We start from the raw sequence: 20,161 nt of genomic DNA, 5'->3' as shown, positions 1-20,161 counted from the left end.
ACCAGCCACCGCGTGGCCAGCCAGAAGTTATGTCACCCGCCTGCGGAAAAGTCATCATTGTTCAAAAAGCAAACAAAAAATGAACAATACCCGTTATTTGGGCAGAAAATTGGATGATAGTTTACCAGATTTTGTGACCTTTGTGGTGAGTCGATTCTGGAAATGGGGAAAAAGAGGTGGCAATCAGAGGATTACTTTGGACACACGCGCATTTTTTCCATAAAAAAACCCGCCGAAGCGGGTTTTTTCGCCAATGGTAATCTGCCGGAGCAGAAACCCATTAACGTTTGGAGAACTGCGGACGACGACGTGCTTTACGCAGACCGACTTTCTTACGTTCAACCTGACGAGCGTCACGAGTAACGAAGCCAGCTTTACGCAGTTCAGAACGCAGAGACTCGTCGTACTCCATCAGAGCGCGGGTGATACCGTGACGGATCGCACCAGCCTGACCAGAGATACCACCACCTTTAACAGTGATGTACAGATCCAGTTTCTCAACCATGTCGACCAGTTCCAGCGGCTGACGAACTACCATGCGGGCAGTTTCACGACCGAAGTACTGTTCCAGAGAACGTTGGTTGATAACGATTTTGCCGTTGCCCGGTTTGATGAACACGCGAGCTGCGGAACTTTTGCGGCGACCAGTGCCGTAGTATTGATTTTCAGCCATTGCCTATAATCCCGATTAGATGTCAAGAACTTGCGGTTGCTGTGCCGCGTGGTTGTGCTCGTTGCCAGCGTAAACTTTCAGTTTACGGAACATAGCACGACCCAGCGGGCCTTTTGGCAGCATGCCTTTAACCGCGATTTCAATCACACGCTCAGGACGGCGAGCAATCATCTCTTCAAAGGTCGCTTGTTTGATACCACCGATGTGACCGGTGTGGTGATAGTACACTTTGTCAGTACGCTTGTTGCCGGTTACAGCAACTTTGTCAGCGTTCAGAACGATGATGTAATCACCGGTATCGACGTGCGGAGTGTATTCCGCTTTGTGCTTACCGCGCAGGCGAAGAGCCAGTTCAGTAGCCAGACGGCCCAGAGTTTTACCGGTCGCGTCAACAACGTACCAGTCGCGTTTTACGGTTTCTGGTTTAGCTGTAAAAGTTTTCATTAAAAGCTTACCCAATAGATAGTTACACGTTGGTGAACACCCAAACGTTTTCAATTGTTGAGGTTCACACGACAAAGTCCGGCAAACCTACCCCTTCGAATAGCCAATGCCAGCACACAAAAAGTTTTGGGAAAAAAACTTTCTTGTAACGTGGGGTCGCAGGATTATAGAGAAGTCAGGGGCAAAGATCGACCCCTTTTTGTGATTTGCAATGGGTTTTGTGCAGGGCATTTCTGCCGGTCTGATAAGCGAAGCGCCACCAGGCAACCTGCGCCGGATGGCGGCGAAACGCCTTATCCGGCCTACGGCATATGCGAGCGTTTCAGATACTCCTCGCTCTGCATCTCCTGCAAACGCGACAAACAGCGCTGGAACTCAAACTTCAGGCGTTCGCCCTGATAGATCTCATATAAAGGCGCGTCGGCGCTCACCACCAGCTTCACATGGCGCTCGTAGAATTCATCCACCAGCGCGATAAAACGGCGCGCTTCGCTTTCCATCAGCGGCGTCATGACCGGTACATCAAACAGCAGAACCGTGTGGAACAGGCGCGACAGCGCAATATAGTCATGCTGGCTGCGAGCGTCCACGCATAAGGTGATGAAGGAGACCGCCAGCGTCTGGTTTTCCACCCCCATCGTCGGTAGCGGACGATGATTCACCTCCAGCGTTGGCGCATTCTCACGTTTCGCACCGGCCAGCGCCAGCCAGAGTTTATCCATCTGTTGCTGCGTTTCGTTATTACGCGGCGAAAGCCACAGATGCGCCTGCGTCAGCGTGCGCAGACGATAATCCACCCCGGCATCCACATTCATGATGTCGCAATGCGCTTTGATAGCGTCGATAGCCGGAAGGAAGCGGGTACGTTGCAGGCCATTGCGGTACAGCTCATCCGGCGGGATGTTCGAGGTCGCCACCAGGGTAATGCCGCGGACAAACAGCGCTTTCATTAAGCCGCCAAGCAGCATCGCGTCGGTGATGTCGGAAACAAAAAACTCATCAAAGCAGAGCACATCCGTTTCGGCTTTGAAACGATCGGCAATAATCTCCAGCGGGTCGGTCTGCCCCTGTAGCGCCGTTAGCTCCTCATGCACACGCAGCATAAAGCGGTGGAAATGCAGACGCTGTTTCCGCTCGCCCGGCAGACTATGATAGAAGAGATCCATCAGCCAGGTTTTCCCTCGCCCGACCCCGCCCCACATATACAGGCCACGCACCGGCGCATTCGCTGACGGTTCACGTTTGCCAAGCAGTTTACCGAAACGGGCCATCAGTCCGCCGGTTTGCGGCGCCGGAGGCGTTTTAGCGATCAGCGCCTGGTAAATCGACTCCAGTCGGTTGACCGCATCTTTTTGCACGTCGTCGGGTTGATGGCTGCCATCGTTGAGGGCCTGAAGGTAACGCGATGTGGGGGAAATGCTTTGCATGATGTTATTGTTATTCCTTGAAAATCGATGTGCCGACGTTCACGGCTGACGAAAAAAAGGCCGTTCTACATTACGTGATATAAACACGGGATTCCACTTCTACGGGATTAGCGGTTATAGTGGCATAATCAGGCGCAGGCATGGAGCCTAAAGCCAACACCCTACGGAAACAAAAGACAACGGGAGATGTTCATGACCTGGGAATATGCGCTAATTGGGTTAGTCGTCGGTATCATCATTGGTGCCGTAGCCATGCGTTTTGGTAATCGTAAATTACGCCAACAGCAGGCATTGCAGTACGAACTGGAAAAGAATAAAGCTGAGCTGGAAGAGTATCGTGAAGAGCTGGTCAGCCACTTTGCCCGCAGCGCCGAGCTGCTGGATACCATGGCGCATGATTATCGTCAGCTGTATCAGCACATGGCGAAAAGCTCCAGCAGCCTGCTGCCGGAACTGTCTGCGGAATCGAACCCGTTCCGTAACCGTCTGGCGGAGTCTGAAGCCAGTAACGATCAGGCGCCGGTTCAGATGCCGCGTGACTATTCCGAAGGCGCTTCCGGCCTGCTGCGTAGTGGCGCAAAACGCGACTAATCGCACATCGTTAAGAAATTTTTCGGGCGCAGCGATTGCGCCCGTCTCTTCTCTCCTGTCCCAGCTATTATTTAGTCATTAACCTCATTGTTACCAGGCCGAAAATTCAATAACATCAAACTGTTTTGAATCGTCTTTCCGTTCACTCAAGGTACGAGAGCAGGCTCCATGAAAAAACAAACCCCGTTGTTAAGTGCATTAGCGTTAAGTGTCGGATTAACGCTCTCGGCACCGTTTCAGGCCGTCGCATCGATACCCGCGCAGATTCCCGGTCAGGCGGCGCTCCCTAGTCTCGCGCCAATGCTGGAAAAAGTGCTGCCGGCCGTGATTAGCGTGAAGGTTGAGGGAACCGCGACCCAAAGTCAGAAGGTTCCAGAAGAGTTTAAAAAGTTTTTTGGCGACGAGTTGCCTGATCAACCCTCTCAGCCGTTCGAAGGGCTGGGATCGGGCGTCATCATTGACGCCGCCAAAGGCTACGTTCTGACCAATAACCATGTCATTAATCAGGCACAGAAGATCAGCGTTCAGTTAAATGACGGACGCGAGTTTGACGCTAAACTGATCGGCAGCGACGACCAGAGCGACATCGCGCTGCTGCAAATCCAGAACGCCAGCAACCTGACGCAAATCGCCATCGCCGACTCCGACAAACTGCGCGTCGGCGACTTTGCCGTCGCGGTAGGCAACCCGTTTGGTCTGGGGCAAACCGCCACCTCCGGCATTGTCTCCGCGCTTGGCCGGAGCGGGCTGAATCTGGAAGGACTGGAAAACTTTATTCAAACCGACGCCTCGATTAACCGTGGCAACTCCGGCGGCGCGCTGCTGAATCTCAACGGCGAGCTGATCGGCATCAACACCGCTATTCTGGCACCTGGCGGCGGTAGCATCGGCATTGGGTTTGCGATTCCGAGTAATATGGCGCGCACGCTGGCGCAACAGCTGATTCAGTTTGGTGAAATTAAACGCGGCCTGCTGGGAATTAAAGGCATGGAATTGACCGCCGATATCGCCAAAGCCTTCAAGCTGGATGTACAGCGCGGGGCGTTCATCAGCGAAGTGCTCCCGGGTTCAGGTTCCGCGAAAGCGGGTGTGAAATCCGGCGACGTGATCACCAGTCTCAACGGCAAGCCGCTGAGCAGCTTTGCCGAACTGCGCTCACGCATCGCAACGACGGAACCCGGCACGAAAGTGAAGCTCGGTCTGTTACGCGACGGCAAACCGCTGGAAATCGAAGTCACCCTCGACACCAGCACGTCATCCTCCGCCAGCGCGGAGATGATCGCCCCGGCATTGCAGGGCGCAACGCTGAGCGATGGTCAGTTAAAAGACGGCAATAAAGGCATCAAAATTGATAACGTTGAAAAAAGCAGTCCCGCCGCCCAGGCCGGTTTGCACAAAGATGACGTGATCATTAGCGTTAACCGCGATCGCGTGCACTCGATTGCGGAAATGCGCAAAGTGCTGGAAGCGAAACCGTCGATTATTGCGCTACAGGTCGTACGCGGTAACGAGAACATTTACCTGCTCCTGCGTTAAGTCATCGTTAACCGGACATCAGCCCCACGTGCGATGTCCGGTTAACTCGTGGTATGCTGCTGCCGTTCCCTTTTTTAATGACGCCTCCATCATGTTTGTGAAGATCTTACGTTCGGTCGCAATTGGTCTTATTGTGGGTGCCATTCTGTTGGCGGCCATGCCCTCGCTGCGCAAAATAAATACCCTGACCACACCGCAATTCGACAGCGCGGATGAGACGCCAGCCAGCTATAATTCGGCGGTTCGCCGCGCCGCGCCTGCCGTCGTCAACGTTTATAACCGCAGTATGAACAGCACCACGCATAATCAGCTTGAGATCCGCACGCTGGGATCGGGCGTGATCATGGATCAGCGCGGTTACATCATCACCAATAAGCATGTGATCAACGATGCGGATCAGATCATCGTCGCCCTACAGGATGGACGCGTGTTTGAAGCGCTGCTGGTTGGTTCGGATACGCTGACGGACCTGGCGGTGTTAAAGATTAATGCCACGGGCGGTCTGCCGACAATCCCGATCAACACGAAACGCTCACCGCATATTGGTGATGTGGTTCTGGCCATTGGCAACCCGTATAACCTGGGGCAGACCATTACTCAGGGGATCATCAGCGCCACCGGGCGTATCGGTCTGAACCCGACCGGACGACAAAACTTCCTGCAAACGGACGCCTCCATCAACCACGGTAACTCCGGCGGAGCGCTGGTTAACTCGCTGGGCGAACTGATGGGCATTAACACCCTGTCATTTGATAAGAGTAACGACGGCGAGACGCCGGAAGGGATCGGTTTTGCAATCCCGTTCCAGTTAGCGACCAAGATTATGGATAAGCTGATCCGCGATGGTCGCGTGATTCGCGGTTATATCGGCATCGGTGGGCGGGAAATCGCGCCGCTGCATGCGCAGGGCGCCGGGATGGATCAAATCCAGGGGATTGTGGTCAATGAAGTGTCGCCGGATGGCCCGGCTGCGCAGGCGGGTATTCAGGTCAATGATGTGATCATTTCAGTCAACAACAAACCTGCCGTTTCCGCTCTGGAGACCATGGATCAGGTTGCTGAAATACGTCCAGGTTCGGTGATCCCGGTGATTGTGATGCGTGACGATAAAAAGCTGACGCTCCAGGTCACCATTCAGGAATACCCGGCGACAAATTAACGTAATAAAAAAACCGGAGTCATCTCCGGTTTTTTACTGTGTCTCGGTTAACTTGTAGGCCGGATAAGGTGTTTACACCGCCATCCGGCATTATCGCCAGGCCTGACGGCGACGCAAACGCGTCTTATCCGGCCTGCACAAAAGCGCTTACTTGTTAACGAACTCTTCGCCCAGGGCGATATCTTTTTTCAGCGTATCCAGCATACCTTCCAGCGCATTCTGTTCAAACGCGCTCAGTTTGCCGATAGACTTGCGCTCTTCCACGCCGTTTTTACCCAGCAGCAGCGGCTGAGAGAAGAAGCGCGCATACTGGCCGTCACCTTCAACGTAGGCACATTCCACCACGTCCTTCTCGCCTTGCAGCGCGCGCACCAGAGAAAGACCAAAGCGCGCAGCAGCCTGACCCATAGACAGGGTTGCCGATCCGCCGCCAGCCTTCGCTTCAACCACTTCCGTACCCGCATTCTGGATACGTTTGGTCAGGTCAGCCACTTCCTGCTCGGTGAAGCTGACGCCCGGGATCTGCGACAGCAGCGGCAGAATGGTCACGCCAGAGTGACCGCCGATAACCGGAACTTCAACGTCGGTCGGCAGTTTGCCTTTCAGTTCCGCGACAAAGGTGTTGGAGCGGATGATGTCCAGCGTGGTCACGCCAAACAGTTTGTTCTTGTCGTAAACGCCTGCTTTTTTCAGCACTTCAGCAGCGATAGCGACGGTAGTGTTCACCGGGTTGGTGATGATGCCCACACAGGCTTTCGGACAGGTCGTTGCGATCTGTTGTACCAGGTTCTTCACGATACCTGCGTTGACGTTAAACAGGTCGGAACGATCCATACCCGGTTTACGCGCCACGCCAGCCGAGATCAGTACGACGTCTGCGCCTTCAAGCGCCGGGGTCGCGTCTTCGCCGGAGAAACCTTTGATTTTTACTGCTGTAGGGATATGGCTCAAGTCAACGGCCACACCTGGGGTCACTGGAGCGATGTCGTACAGGGAGAGTTCTGAACCTGAAGGCAGTTGGGTTTTTAACAGTAGTGCAAGCGCCTGGCCGATACCGCCGGCAGCGCCGAGGACTGCGACTTTCATCCTAAACTCCTTATTATATTGATAAGCTAAGTGTTTGTTGCTCCGCGGCGGCGACCATAATTCACAAATCCAATGAATACAACCACCACGCGTCAAGAATGCGTAGTCACGCAAATTTGGCTTTTATGCATTTAACTTACGTAATAGAAAAGCTAATTTACGTAATTCAAAAGCGCCTGAACCACAGAACAACTTTCCAACAGGTGCTGACAATATACTCTACTGCCTCTCCAAAACAACATCAATTTGATAACATTTAATTTACTTTTAAGCTTATTTGCGCGCCGTGACGCAGGCATGTTTCTTGATAACGGAATTTGATAGAATTCCGCTCTTTCATAACATTATTTCAGCCTCCGGTGAGGCAGACTGTTTGCATAAAAATTCATCTGTATGCATAATAATGTTGTTTCCATCCTCATATTACGGGTGACTTATGCGAAGCTCGGCTAAACAAGAAGAATTAGTCAAGGCGTTCAAAGCGCTACTCAAAGAAGAAAAATTCAGTTCACAGGGCGAAATCGTCCTCGCGTTACAGGATCAGGGCTTTGATAACATCAACCAGTCCAAGGTCTCGCGCATGCTGACCAAGTTCGGCGCGGTGCGTACTCGCAACGCAAAAATGGAGATGGTCTACTGTCTCCCGGCTGAGCTAGGCGTGCCAACCACCTCCAGCCCTTTAAAGAATCTGGTGTTAGATATCGACTACAACGATGCTGTTGTGGTGATCCATACCAGTCCTGGCGCCGCACAGCTGATTGCGCGTCTGCTGGACTCGCTGGGGAAAGCGGAAGGCATCCTCGGGACCATTGCCGGTGACGACACCATTTTCACCACTCCCGCGAATGGCTTTACGGTGAAAGATCTGTACGAAGCCATTCTGGAACTGTTCGAACAAGAGCTGTAATCCCTTCTCCCCGTCGTTAAGCGCGACGGGGAAAAAAACTGCCGTCACCTCTTCCGCCGTCATTTTTCACTGTCTGTCACTTAACAAATAGTGCGTTTAACCGTCAAAAATCATTTACATGGTGAATGTGCAATGGAAAAAACGCACAAATTGCAAAATTTCATATCCTTATGATTTTATTACATTTAATCTTAATCACACGCTTTTTAACACGTTTTTAATTCCATACGGTTATAAAAAAACAAATCGTTAACACACAATAACCCATGAAACCATTAGCGTGGTATTAATTAATCGCGTGATTAGTGTATACTTGATTTTGTGATGAGGGTCACGAAACACAGACCCTAATAAAAGAATTCGACGAGGTAAAAATCATGAAAATCAAAACTACTGTTGCAGCATTAAGCGTTCTGTCTGTTCTCTCTTTTGGCGCATTCGCAGCCGAATCCATCAACGCAGAACAAGCGCAAGGCCGTCAGGCTATCGGCTCTGTTTCCGTAAGCGCTATCGGTTCTTCCCCGATGGATATGCATGAAATGCTGAACAAAAAAGCAGAAGCGAACGGCGCATCCGCCTATCAGATTACTGAAGCACGTAGCGGCGACAACTGGCACGCTACGGCAGAACTTTACAAATAAACCCTCGTCGTCTAGTCCGACGACTTGCCCCCGACTGCCGGGGGCTTTTTTATGTTTGTCGTCACGAATGGCGAACATTAAACCGCAGCTGTCCTTCCAGTTCCTCTTCTGCTTCATCAAACAGCAAAATCAGCGCGCCGTAGCGCCTGCGCAGTTTTTCCGGCAGATGAACAAACTCAATCTCCAGCGGCAATGGCAGCACCTCGCTCATGAGAGTATCCCATAGAGAATCAAGATCGCCGACTTTCTCTCTGGCAAGGCCAAACATCCGCGTAAACTCGCGGTAAAAATCGTTCTGGTCTTCTATTTCATCAAAATCAAAGGTATAGATGTTCATAGCCAGCCACCATCCCCGACGCAGTCACATTACAGGCCGCCGATGTGCAGGGTCTTCACTTCCAGAAACTCTTCAAGCCCCAGCACCGATCCTTCACGCCCCAGACCCGACTCTTTCACCCCGCCAAATGGCCCCAACTCGGTTGATACGGCGCATTCATTAATCCCAATCATGCCGCTTTCAATCGCCTGGGAAACACGGAATACGCGTTGTAAATTTTGCGTGTAGAAGTAAGCCGCCAGGCCAAACGGCGTATTGTTGGCGCGCTGAATGACCTCGTCTTCACTGGTAAAACGAAAGCAGGCCGCGACCGGCCCGAAGGTCTCTTCACTGGCCAGTTTCATCCCATCGCTACAGTCGCCCAGTACGGTGGGCTGCCAGAAATTCCCGCCTAACGAATGCACTTTAGCGCCTGCCAGCACCTTCGCCCCTTTTGCGATAGCGTCCTCAACATGCTCACGCACTTTATCGACGGCCGCCGGTTCAATCAGCGGGCCGACGATCACGCCCTCCTCCAGACCATTTCCGACCTTCAGTTTTTGTACGGCATCCGCCAGCTTGCGGGTAAATTCGTCATAGACCGACTCATGGATATAGAAACGGTTAACGCTGACGCACACCTGCCCCGCGTTGCGGAATTTATTGGCGATCGCCCCCTGTACCGCAGCGTCAATATCCGCATCGTCAAACACGATATACGGCGCATTGCCCCCCAGTTCCATCGAGACTTTCTTCATCGTGTCAGCCGCATTACGCACCAGCGTTTTCCCAACGGCGGTCGATCCGGTAAAGGAGATTTTGCGCACCTCGTGGCTGGCCATAATGGCGTCGCTGATCTCTGGGGTATTGCCCGCGACGGCGTTCAACACGCCGTCAGGTACGCCAGCTTTCTTCGCCAGCGTCAGTAGGGCGAATGCGCTAAGCGGCGTGTTATTCGCCGGTTTAATGACCCCCGTACAGCCTGCCGCCAGCGCCGGGCCTAATTTACGGGTCAACATTGCCATCGGGAAGTTCCACGGCGTAATCGCCGCCACGACGCCAATCGGTTCACGGGTGGCAAAGATCCGCGATCCGGGTTTGATCGGCGGGATTATTTCGCCATTTGCCCGCTTCGCCTGTTCAGCAAACCACTGGATGAAACTGGCGGCGTACTCCACTTCGCCTTCCGCCTCTTTCAACGGCTTCCCCTGCTCAGTGGTCATCAGACGGCCCAGCCAGGATTTATGCTCAATGATCAGTTCATACCAGCGATACAGAATGGCCGAGCGCTCTTTTGCCGTTTTGGCCCGCCAGGCAGGGAAGGCTTTTGCCGCCGCCGCAATCGCCTCTTCGGTCTCTTTTTTACCGGCTTTGGCAACCGCGGCTATCGTTTCACCGGTTGCCGGATTAAGAACATCAAAGGTGTTATCCAGCGTTTTCCAAAGTCCATCAACCAGATATCCCGTCTGAAAAAGTTCGTTGTCCTGGAGCGTTTGCATGGTTCTTTCTCCTCCTGATGTCATGTTTTCCGCACGTCAGATAAGTATAGCCACAAAAAAACCGACGCTTTTGGCGTCGGCTCCTGAGTGTTAGTTATCCGTCAAGGCGTGCTGATATTTGTGCAACATGCCGGATAGCCGTTTTACCGGCTCCGTCACCCGCGGCGGCGCTTCCCAGACTCGCAATTTTTCCTGATAGACATCAAGCTCATCCAGCAGTTGTCCAAAGTAGCGCCGACGCTTATCGTCATTTCCGGCTGAAATCACATGATCGGCCGTACGCCGGAGCTGGCGGTGAAAAGCAGATAAATCATGATTGACCGGGATGGGCGCATCACGCAGACGTTGGTGCGCAATGATCATCGTCAGCGCCAGACGAAACTTCGGCAGGTCGCCCGGGAATTTGTTCATTAACAAGAACAACTGCTGATACAGCGCCGGAAGGTGGTTCTCTTTACGGCGCACAACGTTGGTGGTCATCGCAGACACCGCTGCGGAAACGAACTGGTTAAGCAGCACACGTCCGGTTCTGTCGCGTGAATTATCACGAACTAACAGAATGACGATAAACGCCATCATGCACCCCACAATCTGCCCGAGCGCGCTGTCAAGGAACTGGCTGAAGTGGAAGGTCATCGGGTTGTCCAGCACGATGATGTTAATGGTACTGGCCAGCGCCCCCATCGAACCCAACCGCCGTTTCTGGACTTCGATCCCGAGGAAGAATCCCAGCACCGCCAGGCTCAGACACAGCAGCAACATGCTTTGCTGCGTATTCGGGATGATCACTAAAAAATAGAGCAGACCCAACGGCAGCGCCGCCAGCGTCCCGTAAATAAAGTCGATTGCGACCATGCGCGGGTTGGGTAAGCGCATCGCCAGCGACGTGACGACCGCAATCATCACCATCGCGCCGCTTCCCGACGTCCAGCCCGTCCACAGCCAGAATAAGGTGCCCAGCACACAGGACAGCGTGGTACGCCAGAAGTTAACCATCGCGTGATGGCGCTCGGCAGATTCCACCTTCACGACGGGCTCGCCCTGCAACACTTCCTCTTCCGTCACGCTGATTTTGGCGTTGCCAATCACGCCGCGCTTTAGCAGCAGATAGCGCGTCGCCGCACCGGCCCAGGTGTAAAGGGTTACGGGCGTTTCACGTTCGCCTGTCCAGGCGATGATGCGGCGCATCCGCTTAAGCTGTTTATGTACGTCCTGCGCGGTTTCGACGGGCGTTTCGAACAGCTCGCGGAAGGTATCGGTGATCAACTCCGGGTGAGTGTTCTGAATCAGGTATGTTTCACAGGACTGGGTGATCAGCGTCAACGAGAGCGTATTCAGCGCTTTCAGGCGGCGGTTGGCGCGCCCCCAGCGCGATGACTCCATATTGAGATTGCTGCGCATGCCTTCCAGCGCCGCCGTCCGCCGCACCAGATCGCCCCAGGCTTTGTCCACTTCCTCACTGTCGCCGTGCTTAATACACAGCTGCATCAGCTGGTATTGCGCCACCAGCAGGCCGTCGACTTCACGATCCACTTCCTGTTTCACTGAACGCGGCGAAAAGAGCAGATCCGCCATAATGGCGCAGACGATACCAATCACGATCTCGCTGCAACGTTCAACCGCGAACTGCGGCGTCAGTAGTGGCTCCGCCTGAATGGTAATGACGATGATCAGCGCCGTATACCCGGACAGCCCCCATGCATAGGAGTTTTCAACCCGTACCAGCGAGGAGATCCAGGTACAAAATCCCGCCCAGATACAGCACACCAGAATCATTAATAACGGCGCGCGAATCATGGTGATGATAATGGTCAGCGCGGCGATACAGCCAATAAATGTCCCGATGATACGCAGCATCCCGCGATAGCGAATCGCGCCGGAATAGGGTTCCCCACCGGCAGCGAATGCCGGACCTGCGGCGACAATCGCGGCGGTCAGCACCGCCCAGCGCGGCGTCTCAAGCTGAAAGTGAAAGCCAACGAACAGCGCCAGGACGATGGCGCATGCCAGTTTTACCGCAAAGCGGATATGCTGGTTGGCAATGGAGAAAATACCCATGGTGATTAACCAAACTCGCGCAGACGGTGCGCCATTTTACGGAAGAAGGAGTCCTGTGTTTCATCTCGATCCTGCTTGCCGGTAATCACAACGGTTGCGGTTGTCCCGGCAGGCCACAGGTTGTCCTGCTGATCGTCCAGACGGATACGTACCGGAACACGCTGCGCCAGACGTACCCACTCCAGATTAGAGTCGATGGTCGCCATCCCTTTGGCGTCACGCGTGCTGCTGGCGTTAGTGACCCCAGCCGCCACGCTGTCAACGGTGCCTTTCAACACTTTGTTACTGCCAAGCGGCGTTATCTCTGCGCGATAGCCTGGACGGACGCCTTCCAGTTTGGTCTCTTCCATATAGGCCAGCACGTAGAAAGAGTGCTGTTTCACCAACGCAACCGCCGTTGAGCCACGGGTAATAAACTCGCCGGTGTAGACGTTCAGGTTGGTGACCCAACCGTCAGCAGGGGCGCGAATCACGGTACGTTCGAGGTCTAATTTTGCCAGATCGCGCGTCGCCTGCGCTTTGGCAAGCTGATGTAATACGGTTTGCAGAACGTTATTGGCCTGATCGATCTCTTCACGCGACATCGCCTGGACGCCAAGGCGGTTACGGCGGCCAGCCTCCTGACGTTTTTCCTGTGCCAGCACCTGGTAGTAGGCAACATCAGCTTCCGCTTCTTCGAGGGCTTTTTTATAGCGCGGCTGATCGATGGTGAACAGTATCTGGTCTTTCTTCACCAGCTGGTTATCATGCACACTCACGTTGGTGATAAGGCCCGCGACGTCTGGCGCAATGGCAACCACGTCGGCGCTGAAGCGCGCGTCACGCGTCCACGGCGACTCGGTGTAATAGACCCAGGCACGGAAAATTGCGATGAAGGCCAGAATGACCAGTACGAGCGTGATGGCCGTACGAGAGAGTTTTCTTGTTAGTGTTTTCACTTCTACCTCAAACGAACAAGCGCGATATTAAATAGAACAGGCAGCAATACAGCGCGGTATTAAACAGAGCCGGATGCCAGACGAAGTCATAAATGCCGGTTGGAACCAGCATCCGGCGCACCAGCCAGAAAATCGCCAGTGACAAAAGCAATTCGAAAAATATCGGTGGGAAGGAGAGACCAAACACCACGATAACGGGAAACAGACTCATGTTGACCTTGATTTATAAAGAGAGTGCAGGCGATACAGTTTTCAGCCAATGCCACCGCAGGGAAGGGCGTGGAAAGCCAGGCGAGAGCGGCATAGCGGTTATTTGAATAATAATATATTAACGTAACTGTTATGCTGTTATCTATAATATGTGATCTAAATCACTTTTAAGCCAGAGTGAATAATGGAAAGATTAAAACGCATGTCGGTGTTCGCCAAAGTCGTTGAATTTGGCTCCTTTACCGCTGCTGCCAGACAGCTACAAATGAGCGTTTCCTCTATCAGCCAGACCGTGGCAAAACTGGAAGATGAGCTACAGGTTAAGCTGCTAAACCGCAGTACGCGCAGCATTGGGCTGACCGAAGCCGGTAAAATTTATTATCAGGGTTGCCGTCGGATGCTGCACGAAGTGCAGGATGTCCATGAGCAGCTTTATGCCTTCAACAACACGCCTATCGGCACCTTGCGAATTGGTTGTTCTTCAACCATGGCACAAAATGTCCTCGCCGGGTTAACGGCCAAAATGCTGAAAGAGTACCCTGGCCTGACGGTTAACCTGGTGACCGGCATCCCGGCGCCGGACCTGATCGCCGATGGTCTGGACGTGGTGATCCGCGTCGGTGCGTTGCAGGACTCCAGCCTGTTTTCACGCCGTCTGGGGGCAATGCCGATGGTGGTGTGCGCCGCCAAAAGCTATCTCGCGCAATTTGGCGTGCCGGAAAAACCCGCCGACCTCAGCAATCACTCATGGCTGGAATACAGCGTGCGCCCGGATAACGAGTTTGAGTTGATTGCGCCGGAAGGGATCTCCACCCGGCTGATCCCACAAGGGCGCTTCGTCACCAACGATCCGATGACGCTCAGCCGCTGGCTGACCGCAGGCGCCGGGATCGCCTACGTTCCGTTGATGTGGGTGATCAATGAGATCAACAGCGGAGAGCTGGAGATCCTGCTGCCCCGCTACCAGTCCGATCCACGCCCGGTTTACGCGCTGTATACCGAAAAAGATAAGTTGCCGCTGAAGGTGCAGGTGGTGATTAACTATCTGACAGACTATTTTGTCGATGTCGCGCAGTTATTTCAGGGAATGTACGGTCGAGGGAAAGAGAAGTGATCAACGGCCCGACTACAGAACAGGCAGGCCGGATAAGGCGTTCACGCCGCGCCCGGCAAAATGCCCGATAACGCAATGGCGTATCGGGCCGACAAAACGACTTTACGCGGTGCCGCCCACGGTCAGGTTATCCACTTTTAACGTCGGCTGGCCCACGCCTACCGGCAGACTCTGCCCTTCTTTACCGCAGACGCCAACGCCGTTATCCAGTTTCAGATCGTTCCCGACCATAGAGATCTGCTGCATCGCTTCGATACCAGAACCAATCAGCGTCGCCCCTTTCACGGGTTTCGTCACCTTACCGTTTTCGATCAGGTACGCTTCTGAAGTCGAGAACACAAACTTCCCGGAGGTGATATCCACCTGCCCGCCGCCAAAGTTAGGCGCATAGATACCGTATTCCACAGACTCGATAATCTCCTGCGGCGTGGATTTCCCGGCCAGCATATAGGTGTTAGTCATACGCGGCATCGGCAGATGCGCATATGATTCACGACGTCCGTTACCGGTCGGCGCAACGCCCATCAGACGCGCGTTGAGTTTATCCTGCATGTACCCTTTCAGGATGCCGTTTTCAATCAACACGTTGTACTGGCCCGGCGTACCTTCATCATCAATAGCGACCGAACCACGGCGATCGGCGATCGTGCCGTCATCAACCACGGTACACAGCTCAGATGCGACCAGTTCACCGATATGGCCGCTGAACACCGACGTACCGCGACGGTTGAAATCCCCTTCCAGTCCGTGGCCTACCGCTTCGTGCAGCAGCACGCCAGGCCAGCCCGCGCCCAGCACAACGGGTAATGTTCCCGCCGGAGCGGCAACCGCCGACAGATTCACCAGCGCCATGCGCACCGCCTCTTTCGCCCAGGCATCGGCGCGTACTTCACCGTCCAAATCGCTTAAGAAAAAGTCATAACCAAAACGACCGCCGCCGCCGCTGGAGCCACGCTCGCGTTTACCGTCTTCCTCTACCTGCACGCTGACAGACAGACGCACCAGCGGGCGCACATCCGCCGCCAGCGTACCGTCGGTCGCTGCCACCAGAATCAGCTCATACACGCCGGTCAGGCTGGCCGTCACTTCCTGTACGCGCTTGTCGGCTTCACGCGCCGCCTTGTCCACGCGACGCAGAATGTCGAGTTTCTCTTCGCGGCTCATGCTCTGTAGCGGGTCAATAGCGGTATAAAGCATCGGGTGCTCTACCGCGCCCAGTGTTTTTACTTTGCCGTCGCCGCTGTCGCGTACGATGGTACGCGCGGCCTGCGCGCTCTGCTCCAGCGCTTGCAGGCTGATCTGATCGGCATAGGCAAACCCTGTTTTTTCACCGTTGATAGCGCGCACGCCAACGCCCTGATCGATATTGTAAGAACCATCTTTGATGATGCGATCTTCTAAAACCCAGGATTCGTGATAGCTCGACTGAAAATAGAGATCGCCGTAATCGAGACGGCGTTCGGCCAGTTGGCCCAGAATGGCAAACAAATCCTGATGGTTCAGGCCGTTCGCCGCTAGCAATTGTTCACTTACCAGGTTCAGACTCATCGTTTTGCTACTCGTTAGTTACTGTTGTAGGCCTGATAAGACGCGCCTGCGTCGCCATCAGGCGCTTCAATGCCGGACTGCGGTAGAAGTTATGTAGGCCGGATAAGCGCAGCGCCATCCGGCTTTTGCAGTTCGTCATTCATTTCTATTTACTGAGATTGGGGCAATTACTCGCCCCCGTCAAATCATTGCTGGCTTTCTTTACGCGGCTGGCGCAGGACTTCGTTAATCTGCGGTTTGTCTACCGGGCCCGTGATGCGATAGCGCAGAATGGAGACTTTGCTCCACAACGGCCCCAACACTTTACTCGCGGCAAATACCGCCGCCCCGACAATCGGGTTCACCGCAAACGCGGCGGCAACCCCTACCGTGGCGGAGATTTCCGGTGCGACGACGGCTTCAATATCGAGTTCCCGACGCACCAGATTGACAGAACCTTTCATGGCGATGTCGGCCTCCAGCCCATCCACCAGCGTATCGTCAGTGTGCATCACACCGTCTTTGATCCACGCCGTACTGCGAATAGAGTCAAAGTAGAAACCGTCGCTGAACGTATCGCTAAAATCAAAACGCAGCTTACGCAGCAGTGCGTCAAAGCTCAGCAAACGCAGAAGCTGCCCCGCATGACCGGTGCTCAGCTCGGTAATTTCACCTTTCCCCAGGCGGGTACGTAAAATGCCATTAAGGGAAGCCTCATCCGGCTGCCAGGGCAGGTTACGCCAGTGTAAGTCATAGTCCACGTTAAACGAGGCGTTGCGGATGGGGGTCGAAACGCCAAAGAATCCCGCTGCGGCATCAATTTTATGGCCGCGCAGTTTCCCCTTCAGCGACGTGCGCTCGCTACCCGGCGTGTTCACCCAGACACCCTCAGCCGTCAGCCGGGAGAAGCCCGTATCCAGCAGCCCGTTACTCAGGGTCAGCGTATTTCCCTGAATCGCGACGTCGCCGTCAATACGCCCATATTTTTGCCCCCACAGCCAGCATTCGACGCAGCGTAACTGCACATCAGGCCAGCCGCGGAAACTGACTCGCTCAAGGGAGGAGAACGGCGAGGTCGCCTGCGCGCCGTCTGTACGCTTCGCCGCGCTCGGGTTGTAATACAGGTATTTGATGTTCGCCTGCCACGGGGCATTATTGCGTATCGCCAGCGTGGCGTTAACCTCGCGCCCCTGCGCTTCGATCTTCTGACCATTCAGCGACGGCTCAGAGACAATGCTCAGGTTATTCCACTGTTGCCCGCCCAGCGACAGCGAAGGCGTTCGTAGCGTCACGCGCTGCGGCAAACTGGTCTTTGCGCCAACGTTATCCGCCGCGCCTTTCTGGAACAGCGCCAGCCACTCTGCGCCATCCATTGCCGGAAGATTAAGCTCAACGCCTTGTCGGTCAGGCAATGTCGGCGTGGTGCGGCTATCCGTTGTCCAGATCGCCCGATCCAGCGTCAGTTTCTGATTCAGCAGCCAGCGGCTGTTAAAGTGATTATTTTTCCCGGCGCTGCCGGTCAGCGCGAAGCCACGCAAGTTACCGTCAGCCTTAATGCTCACCGGCAAGGATTCCCCGGCCTGCTTGTCGAGCGGTGACGGTAAGTGACTGCTCACATTCTTCAGGTCGCCTTTCAGTTCTACGTTGTATGTCGCACCAGAGTGATAAGGAAGCGCAATGCCCACTTTACCGTTCCACGCCATACCGCCGCTTATAGCATCGTTCACCTGCGCAGGTAGCACGCCCATACGGCCCGGCTGCCAGTTGCCGTTAAGGTTGACGTCGACCTGATAGGCCTTTTCCCCTTCATTGGTGGAGAAATCCACGTTCAACGGCTGATTAAACCAGTTTGCCGTTAACGGTTCGCTCTTAAGATTGCCGTTGTTGAAGCTGAACTTACCGCTCAGGTTCTTCAGCGTGCTGTCGAGCGGCTTAATGAACAAACTATTATTACGCAGCAAGACATCCCCTTTGGCGGTGACCAGCTCGCCATCCAGCGGAATATCAAGATGTAAGCGAGCATTCACATCGCCGTCAATCTGGAGCTGCTCCAGCGTGGCACCGAGAGAATCTTTCAGCGGCGTGTCGTCAAAATACGGGCCGACCGCTTTACCCGGCCCATTGATATCGGCATCAATCAGCAGCTTTTCTTTGGCATAGTCCGGGATGATCGCGGTCAGATTGCTGGCCTTAACACCGCCCAGATTGACGCTATCCGCCTTCATCCACAGGCCATCGTTCAGGAAGTCCAGCTCAATGTTGAGGTCGGTCAGCGCGGGCCAGTCAGGCTGGAAAGCAAACTTCGCGTTACGCAGCGGCACCAGCACTTCAAACTGACCTTCATTATGTTTGTAGGGGAAAAGATGTGGATTGCCGCCATACACCAGCGTAGCGTTATCCGCTTCGCCGCCCTGAATCGCGCCGCTAAGGTAATCAACCAGCTCTTTGCCCATCAGGTTTTCCGGGAAATAACGCCAGGCCTGTGAACCGTCATCGGTGCTGATCCCCGCCAGAATCCCCAGCCAGGGCTCCTCTCCGGCGGGTTGCAGATAACGAAAACCGCCGCGCGCATGTACGGCTTTCGCTTTCACGTCGATGTTGCGCCCGTCCAGCTGAAACCCTTTGTCATTCTTCAGCCAGGTGAGCGTCGCCACGCCGCTTTCAATTTCCAGCGGTGCGCGAAAGACGGTTTCATACGGCATTTCGGCCTGCTGCATCGAGGCGGTCAGCGCGCCGTTTTCCACGCTGCCGGACAAGGTGCCGGAGAAGTGTTCCGCGCCCGGTAAGAGCTTCCACTGCTTCCAGGCGAGGTTATCCCACGACGCCTGGAAACGCGTTTTCTCCGTCGCCTGTAGCGGGATATCCAGCGCGAGAGTGTCTATTTTTCCGCGTGGCTGTGTGGCCTGCCAGATGTCGCCCAGCGCAGGCGAGAGTTTCGCCGCCACCGGACGCAGCCCGTCCATATCGGCCAGTTCAAGGTTGCTGGCGCGAATACGCAATTCATCGCTGCGTATGTTGTTCTGACCGCCAACTTCTTGTTCCGGCACCCAGGCCAGCGTTAACGCGCCGCGCGGCCAGGGTTTGCTATCCAGCGTGATACGCGTGTCAGGAATATAAAACTGCCAGCCCGGCTGTTCGCGCGTAATGTGCGCGGTCAGGTTATCAACGGAAAGCGTGTGCGAATGATTATCGCCCTGCCAGCTCGCGCCGCCCTGCTTAAGCCAGATATCGCCGCTGGAGACTTCGCCTTTCGTGAGCGTCATCCAGCCTTCCAGACTAAAGCGCGCGGTTTGCAGCGCCACGTTATCCTGCATCCATTTGCCCAGCCACGGCTTCACGTCAATATCGTCGGCCTGTAGCCAGACCCGACCGTTGTTCAGCAGCCCGTCGTCGTCACGCAGATCCATACGAACCTGCATCACGCCATGCTGCCCGGTCAGGCTGGAGAGGCTGACCTGACCTTCCGCGCGGTGCCTGTCTTTGCCGTTCAACCAGGTAAGCTGCGGGATCGCCAGTTCGGCTCGCTGGCCTGATAAGGTCAGAAAGCTAATTTGGCTGTCCCGGAGATCGAAGTGATCAAACTGACGCAGGAAAAGATCGCTAATACGGTTGGTTTCAATGCCTTCGTCGCTGTCGCTGCGTTGGATCGGCGTATTGGTGCGGATGTGCAGTTGCCAGAAGGTGAGATCGCGAAACTGCCAGCGCATGTGCAACAGGCTTTGCCAGACATCCAGCGCCAGCGTGACGCGCTTTACTGAAAGCTCGCCGCCATCTTTCAAACTGGCATGGATGTCCCGGGCTTCAAGCGTGGGGCCAAAGGTTTGCCAGTTCGCATGCAACTGGCTGGCGGCAACAGGAATACCCGTGGCAGATTCAATTTTGCTGAGGATCGCCGGGCGCCAGCTATCCAGATGGGGGAGCGCAAGGCGCAATCCACTGATCAGCAGCGCAACGACGACGACGAGCGCGGCTCCAGTGAGCAGTAATATCCCCGGCAATCGCCTCACGCGTCTCTCCTTGTCTGCCAAAAATGTG

At 54.6% G+C, this 20,161-nt stretch carries 17 protein-coding genes; 6 read left to right on the top strand and 11 right to left on the bottom strand.

The genetic code is table 11. The features are described from left to right. Positions 1 to 280 precede the first annotated feature (280 nt). From rpsI to zapE, 3 genes are all read right to left on the bottom strand, one after another. The gene (gene rpsI, locus OGX93_RS14435) at positions 281 to 673 is read right to left on the bottom strand and encodes a 30S ribosomal protein S9 (RefSeq protein WP_000829818.1); all 393 of its coding nucleotides are present in this window, start codon (positions 671 to 673) and stop codon (positions 281 to 283) included. 15 nt (positions 674 to 688) lie between these two features. Then, positions 689 to 1,117 carry a 50S ribosomal protein L13 gene (gene rplM / locus OGX93_RS14430; protein WP_000847556.1) on the bottom strand — a complete coding sequence of 143 codons (429 nt, stop codon included), beginning with the start codon at positions 1,115 to 1,117 and terminating at the stop codon, positions 689 to 691. 302 nt (positions 1,118 to 1,419) lie between these two features. Next, positions 1,420 to 2,544 (bottom strand): cell division protein ZapE, encoded by a 1,125-nt coding sequence (gene zapE, locus OGX93_RS14425; RefSeq protein WP_286449095.1) that lies wholly within the window; start codon positions 2,542 to 2,544, stop codon positions 1,420 to 1,422. A 192-nt stretch (positions 2,545 to 2,736) separates the two neighbouring features. Here zapE and zapG point away from each other — a divergent pair, with 192 nt between their 5' ends. The 3 genes from zapG (at position 2,737) to degS (ending at position 5,830) form a co-directional block, all read left to right on the top strand. Further along, entirely contained in the window at positions 2,737 to 3,135 is a 399-nt protein-coding gene (gene zapG / locus OGX93_RS14420) for a Z-ring associated protein ZapG (RefSeq protein WP_042292056.1), read from the top strand. A 168-nt stretch (positions 3,136 to 3,303) separates the two neighbouring features. Then, the gene (degQ, locus tag OGX93_RS14415; RefSeq protein WP_286449096.1) at positions 3,304 to 4,671 is read left to right on the top strand and encodes a serine endoprotease DegQ; all 1,368 of its coding nucleotides are present in this window, start codon (positions 3,304 to 3,306) and stop codon (positions 4,669 to 4,671) included. Positions 4,672 to 4,762: 91 nt separating this feature from the next. After that, on the top strand, positions 4,763 to 5,830 hold the full coding sequence (gene degS, locus OGX93_RS14410) for an outer membrane-stress sensor serine endopeptidase DegS (RefSeq protein WP_012135367.1): 1,068 nt from the start codon (positions 4,763 to 4,765) through the stop codon (positions 5,828 to 5,830). 147 nt (positions 5,831 to 5,977) lie between these two features. Here the strand turns inward: degS and mdh are convergent, their stop codons facing one another. After that, entirely contained in the window at positions 5,978 to 6,916 is a 939-nt protein-coding gene (gene mdh / locus OGX93_RS14405; protein WP_012135368.1) for a malate dehydrogenase, read from the bottom strand. Between the two features lie 436 nt (positions 6,917 to 7,352). On the opposite strand from mdh, the gene argR reads away from it, so the two are divergent. After that, positions 7,353 to 7,823 carry a transcriptional regulator ArgR gene (gene argR, locus OGX93_RS14400; RefSeq protein ID WP_012135369.1) on the top strand — a complete coding sequence of 157 codons (471 nt, stop codon included), beginning with the start codon at positions 7,353 to 7,355 and terminating at the stop codon, positions 7,821 to 7,823. 377 nt (positions 7,824 to 8,200) lie between these two features. Then, the gene (gene yhcN / locus OGX93_RS14395) at positions 8,201 to 8,464 is read left to right on the top strand and encodes a peroxide/acid stress response protein YhcN (protein WP_012135371.1); all 264 of its coding nucleotides are present in this window, start codon (positions 8,201 to 8,203) and stop codon (positions 8,462 to 8,464) included. Between the two features lie 61 nt (positions 8,465 to 8,525). On the opposite strand, the gene OGX93_RS14390 is transcribed toward yhcN, so the two are convergent. From OGX93_RS14390 to aaeX, 5 genes are all read right to left on the bottom strand, one after another. Next, positions 8,526 to 8,801, bottom strand: coding sequence for a barstar family protein (locus OGX93_RS14390; RefSeq protein WP_047460936.1), 276 nt, complete (start codon positions 8,799 to 8,801; stop codon positions 8,526 to 8,528). A gap of 29 nt (positions 8,802 to 8,830) precedes the next feature. Then, on the bottom strand, positions 8,831 to 10,279 hold the full coding sequence (locus OGX93_RS14385) for an NAD-dependent succinate-semialdehyde dehydrogenase (protein WP_115608784.1): 1,449 nt from the start codon (positions 10,277 to 10,279) through the stop codon (positions 8,831 to 8,833). Between the two features lie 90 nt (positions 10,280 to 10,369). Then, positions 10,370 to 12,337, bottom strand: coding sequence for a p-hydroxybenzoic acid efflux pump subunit AaeB (aaeB, locus tag OGX93_RS14380; RefSeq protein WP_012135374.1), 1,968 nt, complete (start codon positions 12,335 to 12,337; stop codon positions 10,370 to 10,372). Positions 12,338 to 12,342: 5 nt separating this feature from the next. Further along, entirely contained in the window at positions 12,343 to 13,275 is a 933-nt protein-coding gene (gene aaeA / locus OGX93_RS14375) for a p-hydroxybenzoic acid efflux pump subunit AaeA (protein WP_012135375.1), read from the bottom strand. A gap of 7 nt (positions 13,276 to 13,282) precedes the next feature. Then, on the bottom strand, positions 13,283 to 13,486 hold the full coding sequence (aaeX, locus tag OGX93_RS14370; protein ID WP_000051840.1) for a p-hydroxybenzoic acid efflux pump operon protein AaeX: 204 nt from the start codon (positions 13,484 to 13,486) through the stop codon (positions 13,283 to 13,285). A 183-nt stretch (positions 13,487 to 13,669) separates the two neighbouring features. On the opposite strand from aaeX, the gene aaeR reads away from it, so the two are divergent. After that, positions 13,670 to 14,599, top strand: a complete 930-nt coding sequence (aaeR, locus tag OGX93_RS14365) for an HTH-type transcriptional activator AaeR (RefSeq protein WP_049010571.1) — start codon at positions 13,670 to 13,672, stop codon at positions 14,597 to 14,599. Between the two features lie 102 nt (positions 14,600 to 14,701). On the opposite strand, the gene tldD is transcribed toward aaeR, so the two are convergent. Together tldD and yhdP are read right to left on the bottom strand one after the other, a co-directional pair. Next, the gene (gene tldD, locus OGX93_RS14360; protein ID WP_104868125.1) at positions 14,702 to 16,147 is read right to left on the bottom strand and encodes a metalloprotease TldD; all 1,446 of its coding nucleotides are present in this window, start codon (positions 16,145 to 16,147) and stop codon (positions 14,702 to 14,704) included. A gap of 185 nt (positions 16,148 to 16,332) precedes the next feature. Further along, entirely contained in the window at positions 16,333 to 20,133 is a 3,801-nt protein-coding gene (gene yhdP, locus OGX93_RS14355) for an AsmA2 domain-containing protein YhdP (RefSeq protein ID WP_104868124.1), read from the bottom strand. Positions 20,134 to 20,161 lie beyond the last annotated feature (28 nt).

It is taken from the genome of Citrobacter sp. CK195, assembly GCF_030333365.1.
GTDB classification, from domain to species: Bacteria; Pseudomonadota; Gammaproteobacteria; order Enterobacterales; family Enterobacteriaceae; genus Citrobacter_B; species Citrobacter_B koseri.
This window is presented reverse-complemented; position numbering and strand designations above follow the sequence as displayed.

Excerpts from the sequence above, each read along its gene's own strand:
- rpsI (WP_000829818.1), bottom strand. The coding sequence starts at position 673 with ATGGCTGAAAATCAATACTACGGCACTGGTCGCCGCAAAAGTTCCGCA.
- rplM (WP_000847556.1), bottom strand. The coding sequence starts at position 1,117 with ATGAAAACTTTTACAGCTAAACCAGAAACCGTAAAACGCGACTGGTAC.
- zapE (WP_286449095.1), bottom strand. The coding sequence starts at position 2,544 with ATGCAAAGCATTTCCCCCACATCGCGTTACCTTCAGGCCCTCAACGAT.
- zapG (WP_042292056.1), top strand. The coding sequence starts at position 2,737 with ATGACCTGGGAATATGCGCTAATTGGGTTAGTCGTCGGTATCATCATT.
- degQ (WP_286449096.1), top strand. The coding sequence starts at position 3,304 with ATGAAAAAACAAACCCCGTTGTTAAGTGCATTAGCGTTAAGTGTCGGA.
- degS (WP_012135367.1), top strand. The coding sequence starts at position 4,763 with ATGTTTGTGAAGATCTTACGTTCGGTCGCAATTGGTCTTATTGTGGGT.
- mdh (WP_012135368.1), bottom strand. The coding sequence starts at position 6,916 with ATGAAAGTCGCAGTCCTCGGCGCTGCCGGCGGTATCGGCCAGGCGCTT.
- argR (WP_012135369.1), top strand. The coding sequence starts at position 7,353 with ATGCGAAGCTCGGCTAAACAAGAAGAATTAGTCAAGGCGTTCAAAGCG.
- yhcN (WP_012135371.1), top strand. The coding sequence starts at position 8,201 with ATGAAAATCAAAACTACTGTTGCAGCATTAAGCGTTCTGTCTGTTCTC.
- OGX93_RS14390 (WP_047460936.1), bottom strand. The coding sequence starts at position 8,801 with ATGAACATCTATACCTTTGATTTTGATGAAATAGAAGACCAGAACGAT.
- OGX93_RS14385 (WP_115608784.1), bottom strand. The coding sequence starts at position 10,279 with ATGCAAACGCTCCAGGACAACGAACTTTTTCAGACGGGATATCTGGTT.
- aaeB (WP_012135374.1), bottom strand. The coding sequence starts at position 12,337 with ATGGGTATTTTCTCCATTGCCAACCAGCATATCCGCTTTGCGGTAAAA.
- aaeX (WP_000051840.1), bottom strand. The coding sequence starts at position 13,486 with ATGAGTCTGTTTCCCGTTATCGTGGTGTTTGGTCTCTCCTTCCCACCG.
- aaeR (WP_049010571.1), top strand. The coding sequence starts at position 13,670 with ATGGAAAGATTAAAACGCATGTCGGTGTTCGCCAAAGTCGTTGAATTT.
- tldD (WP_104868125.1), bottom strand. The coding sequence starts at position 16,147 with ATGAGTCTGAACCTGGTAAGTGAACAATTGCTAGCGGCGAACGGCCTG.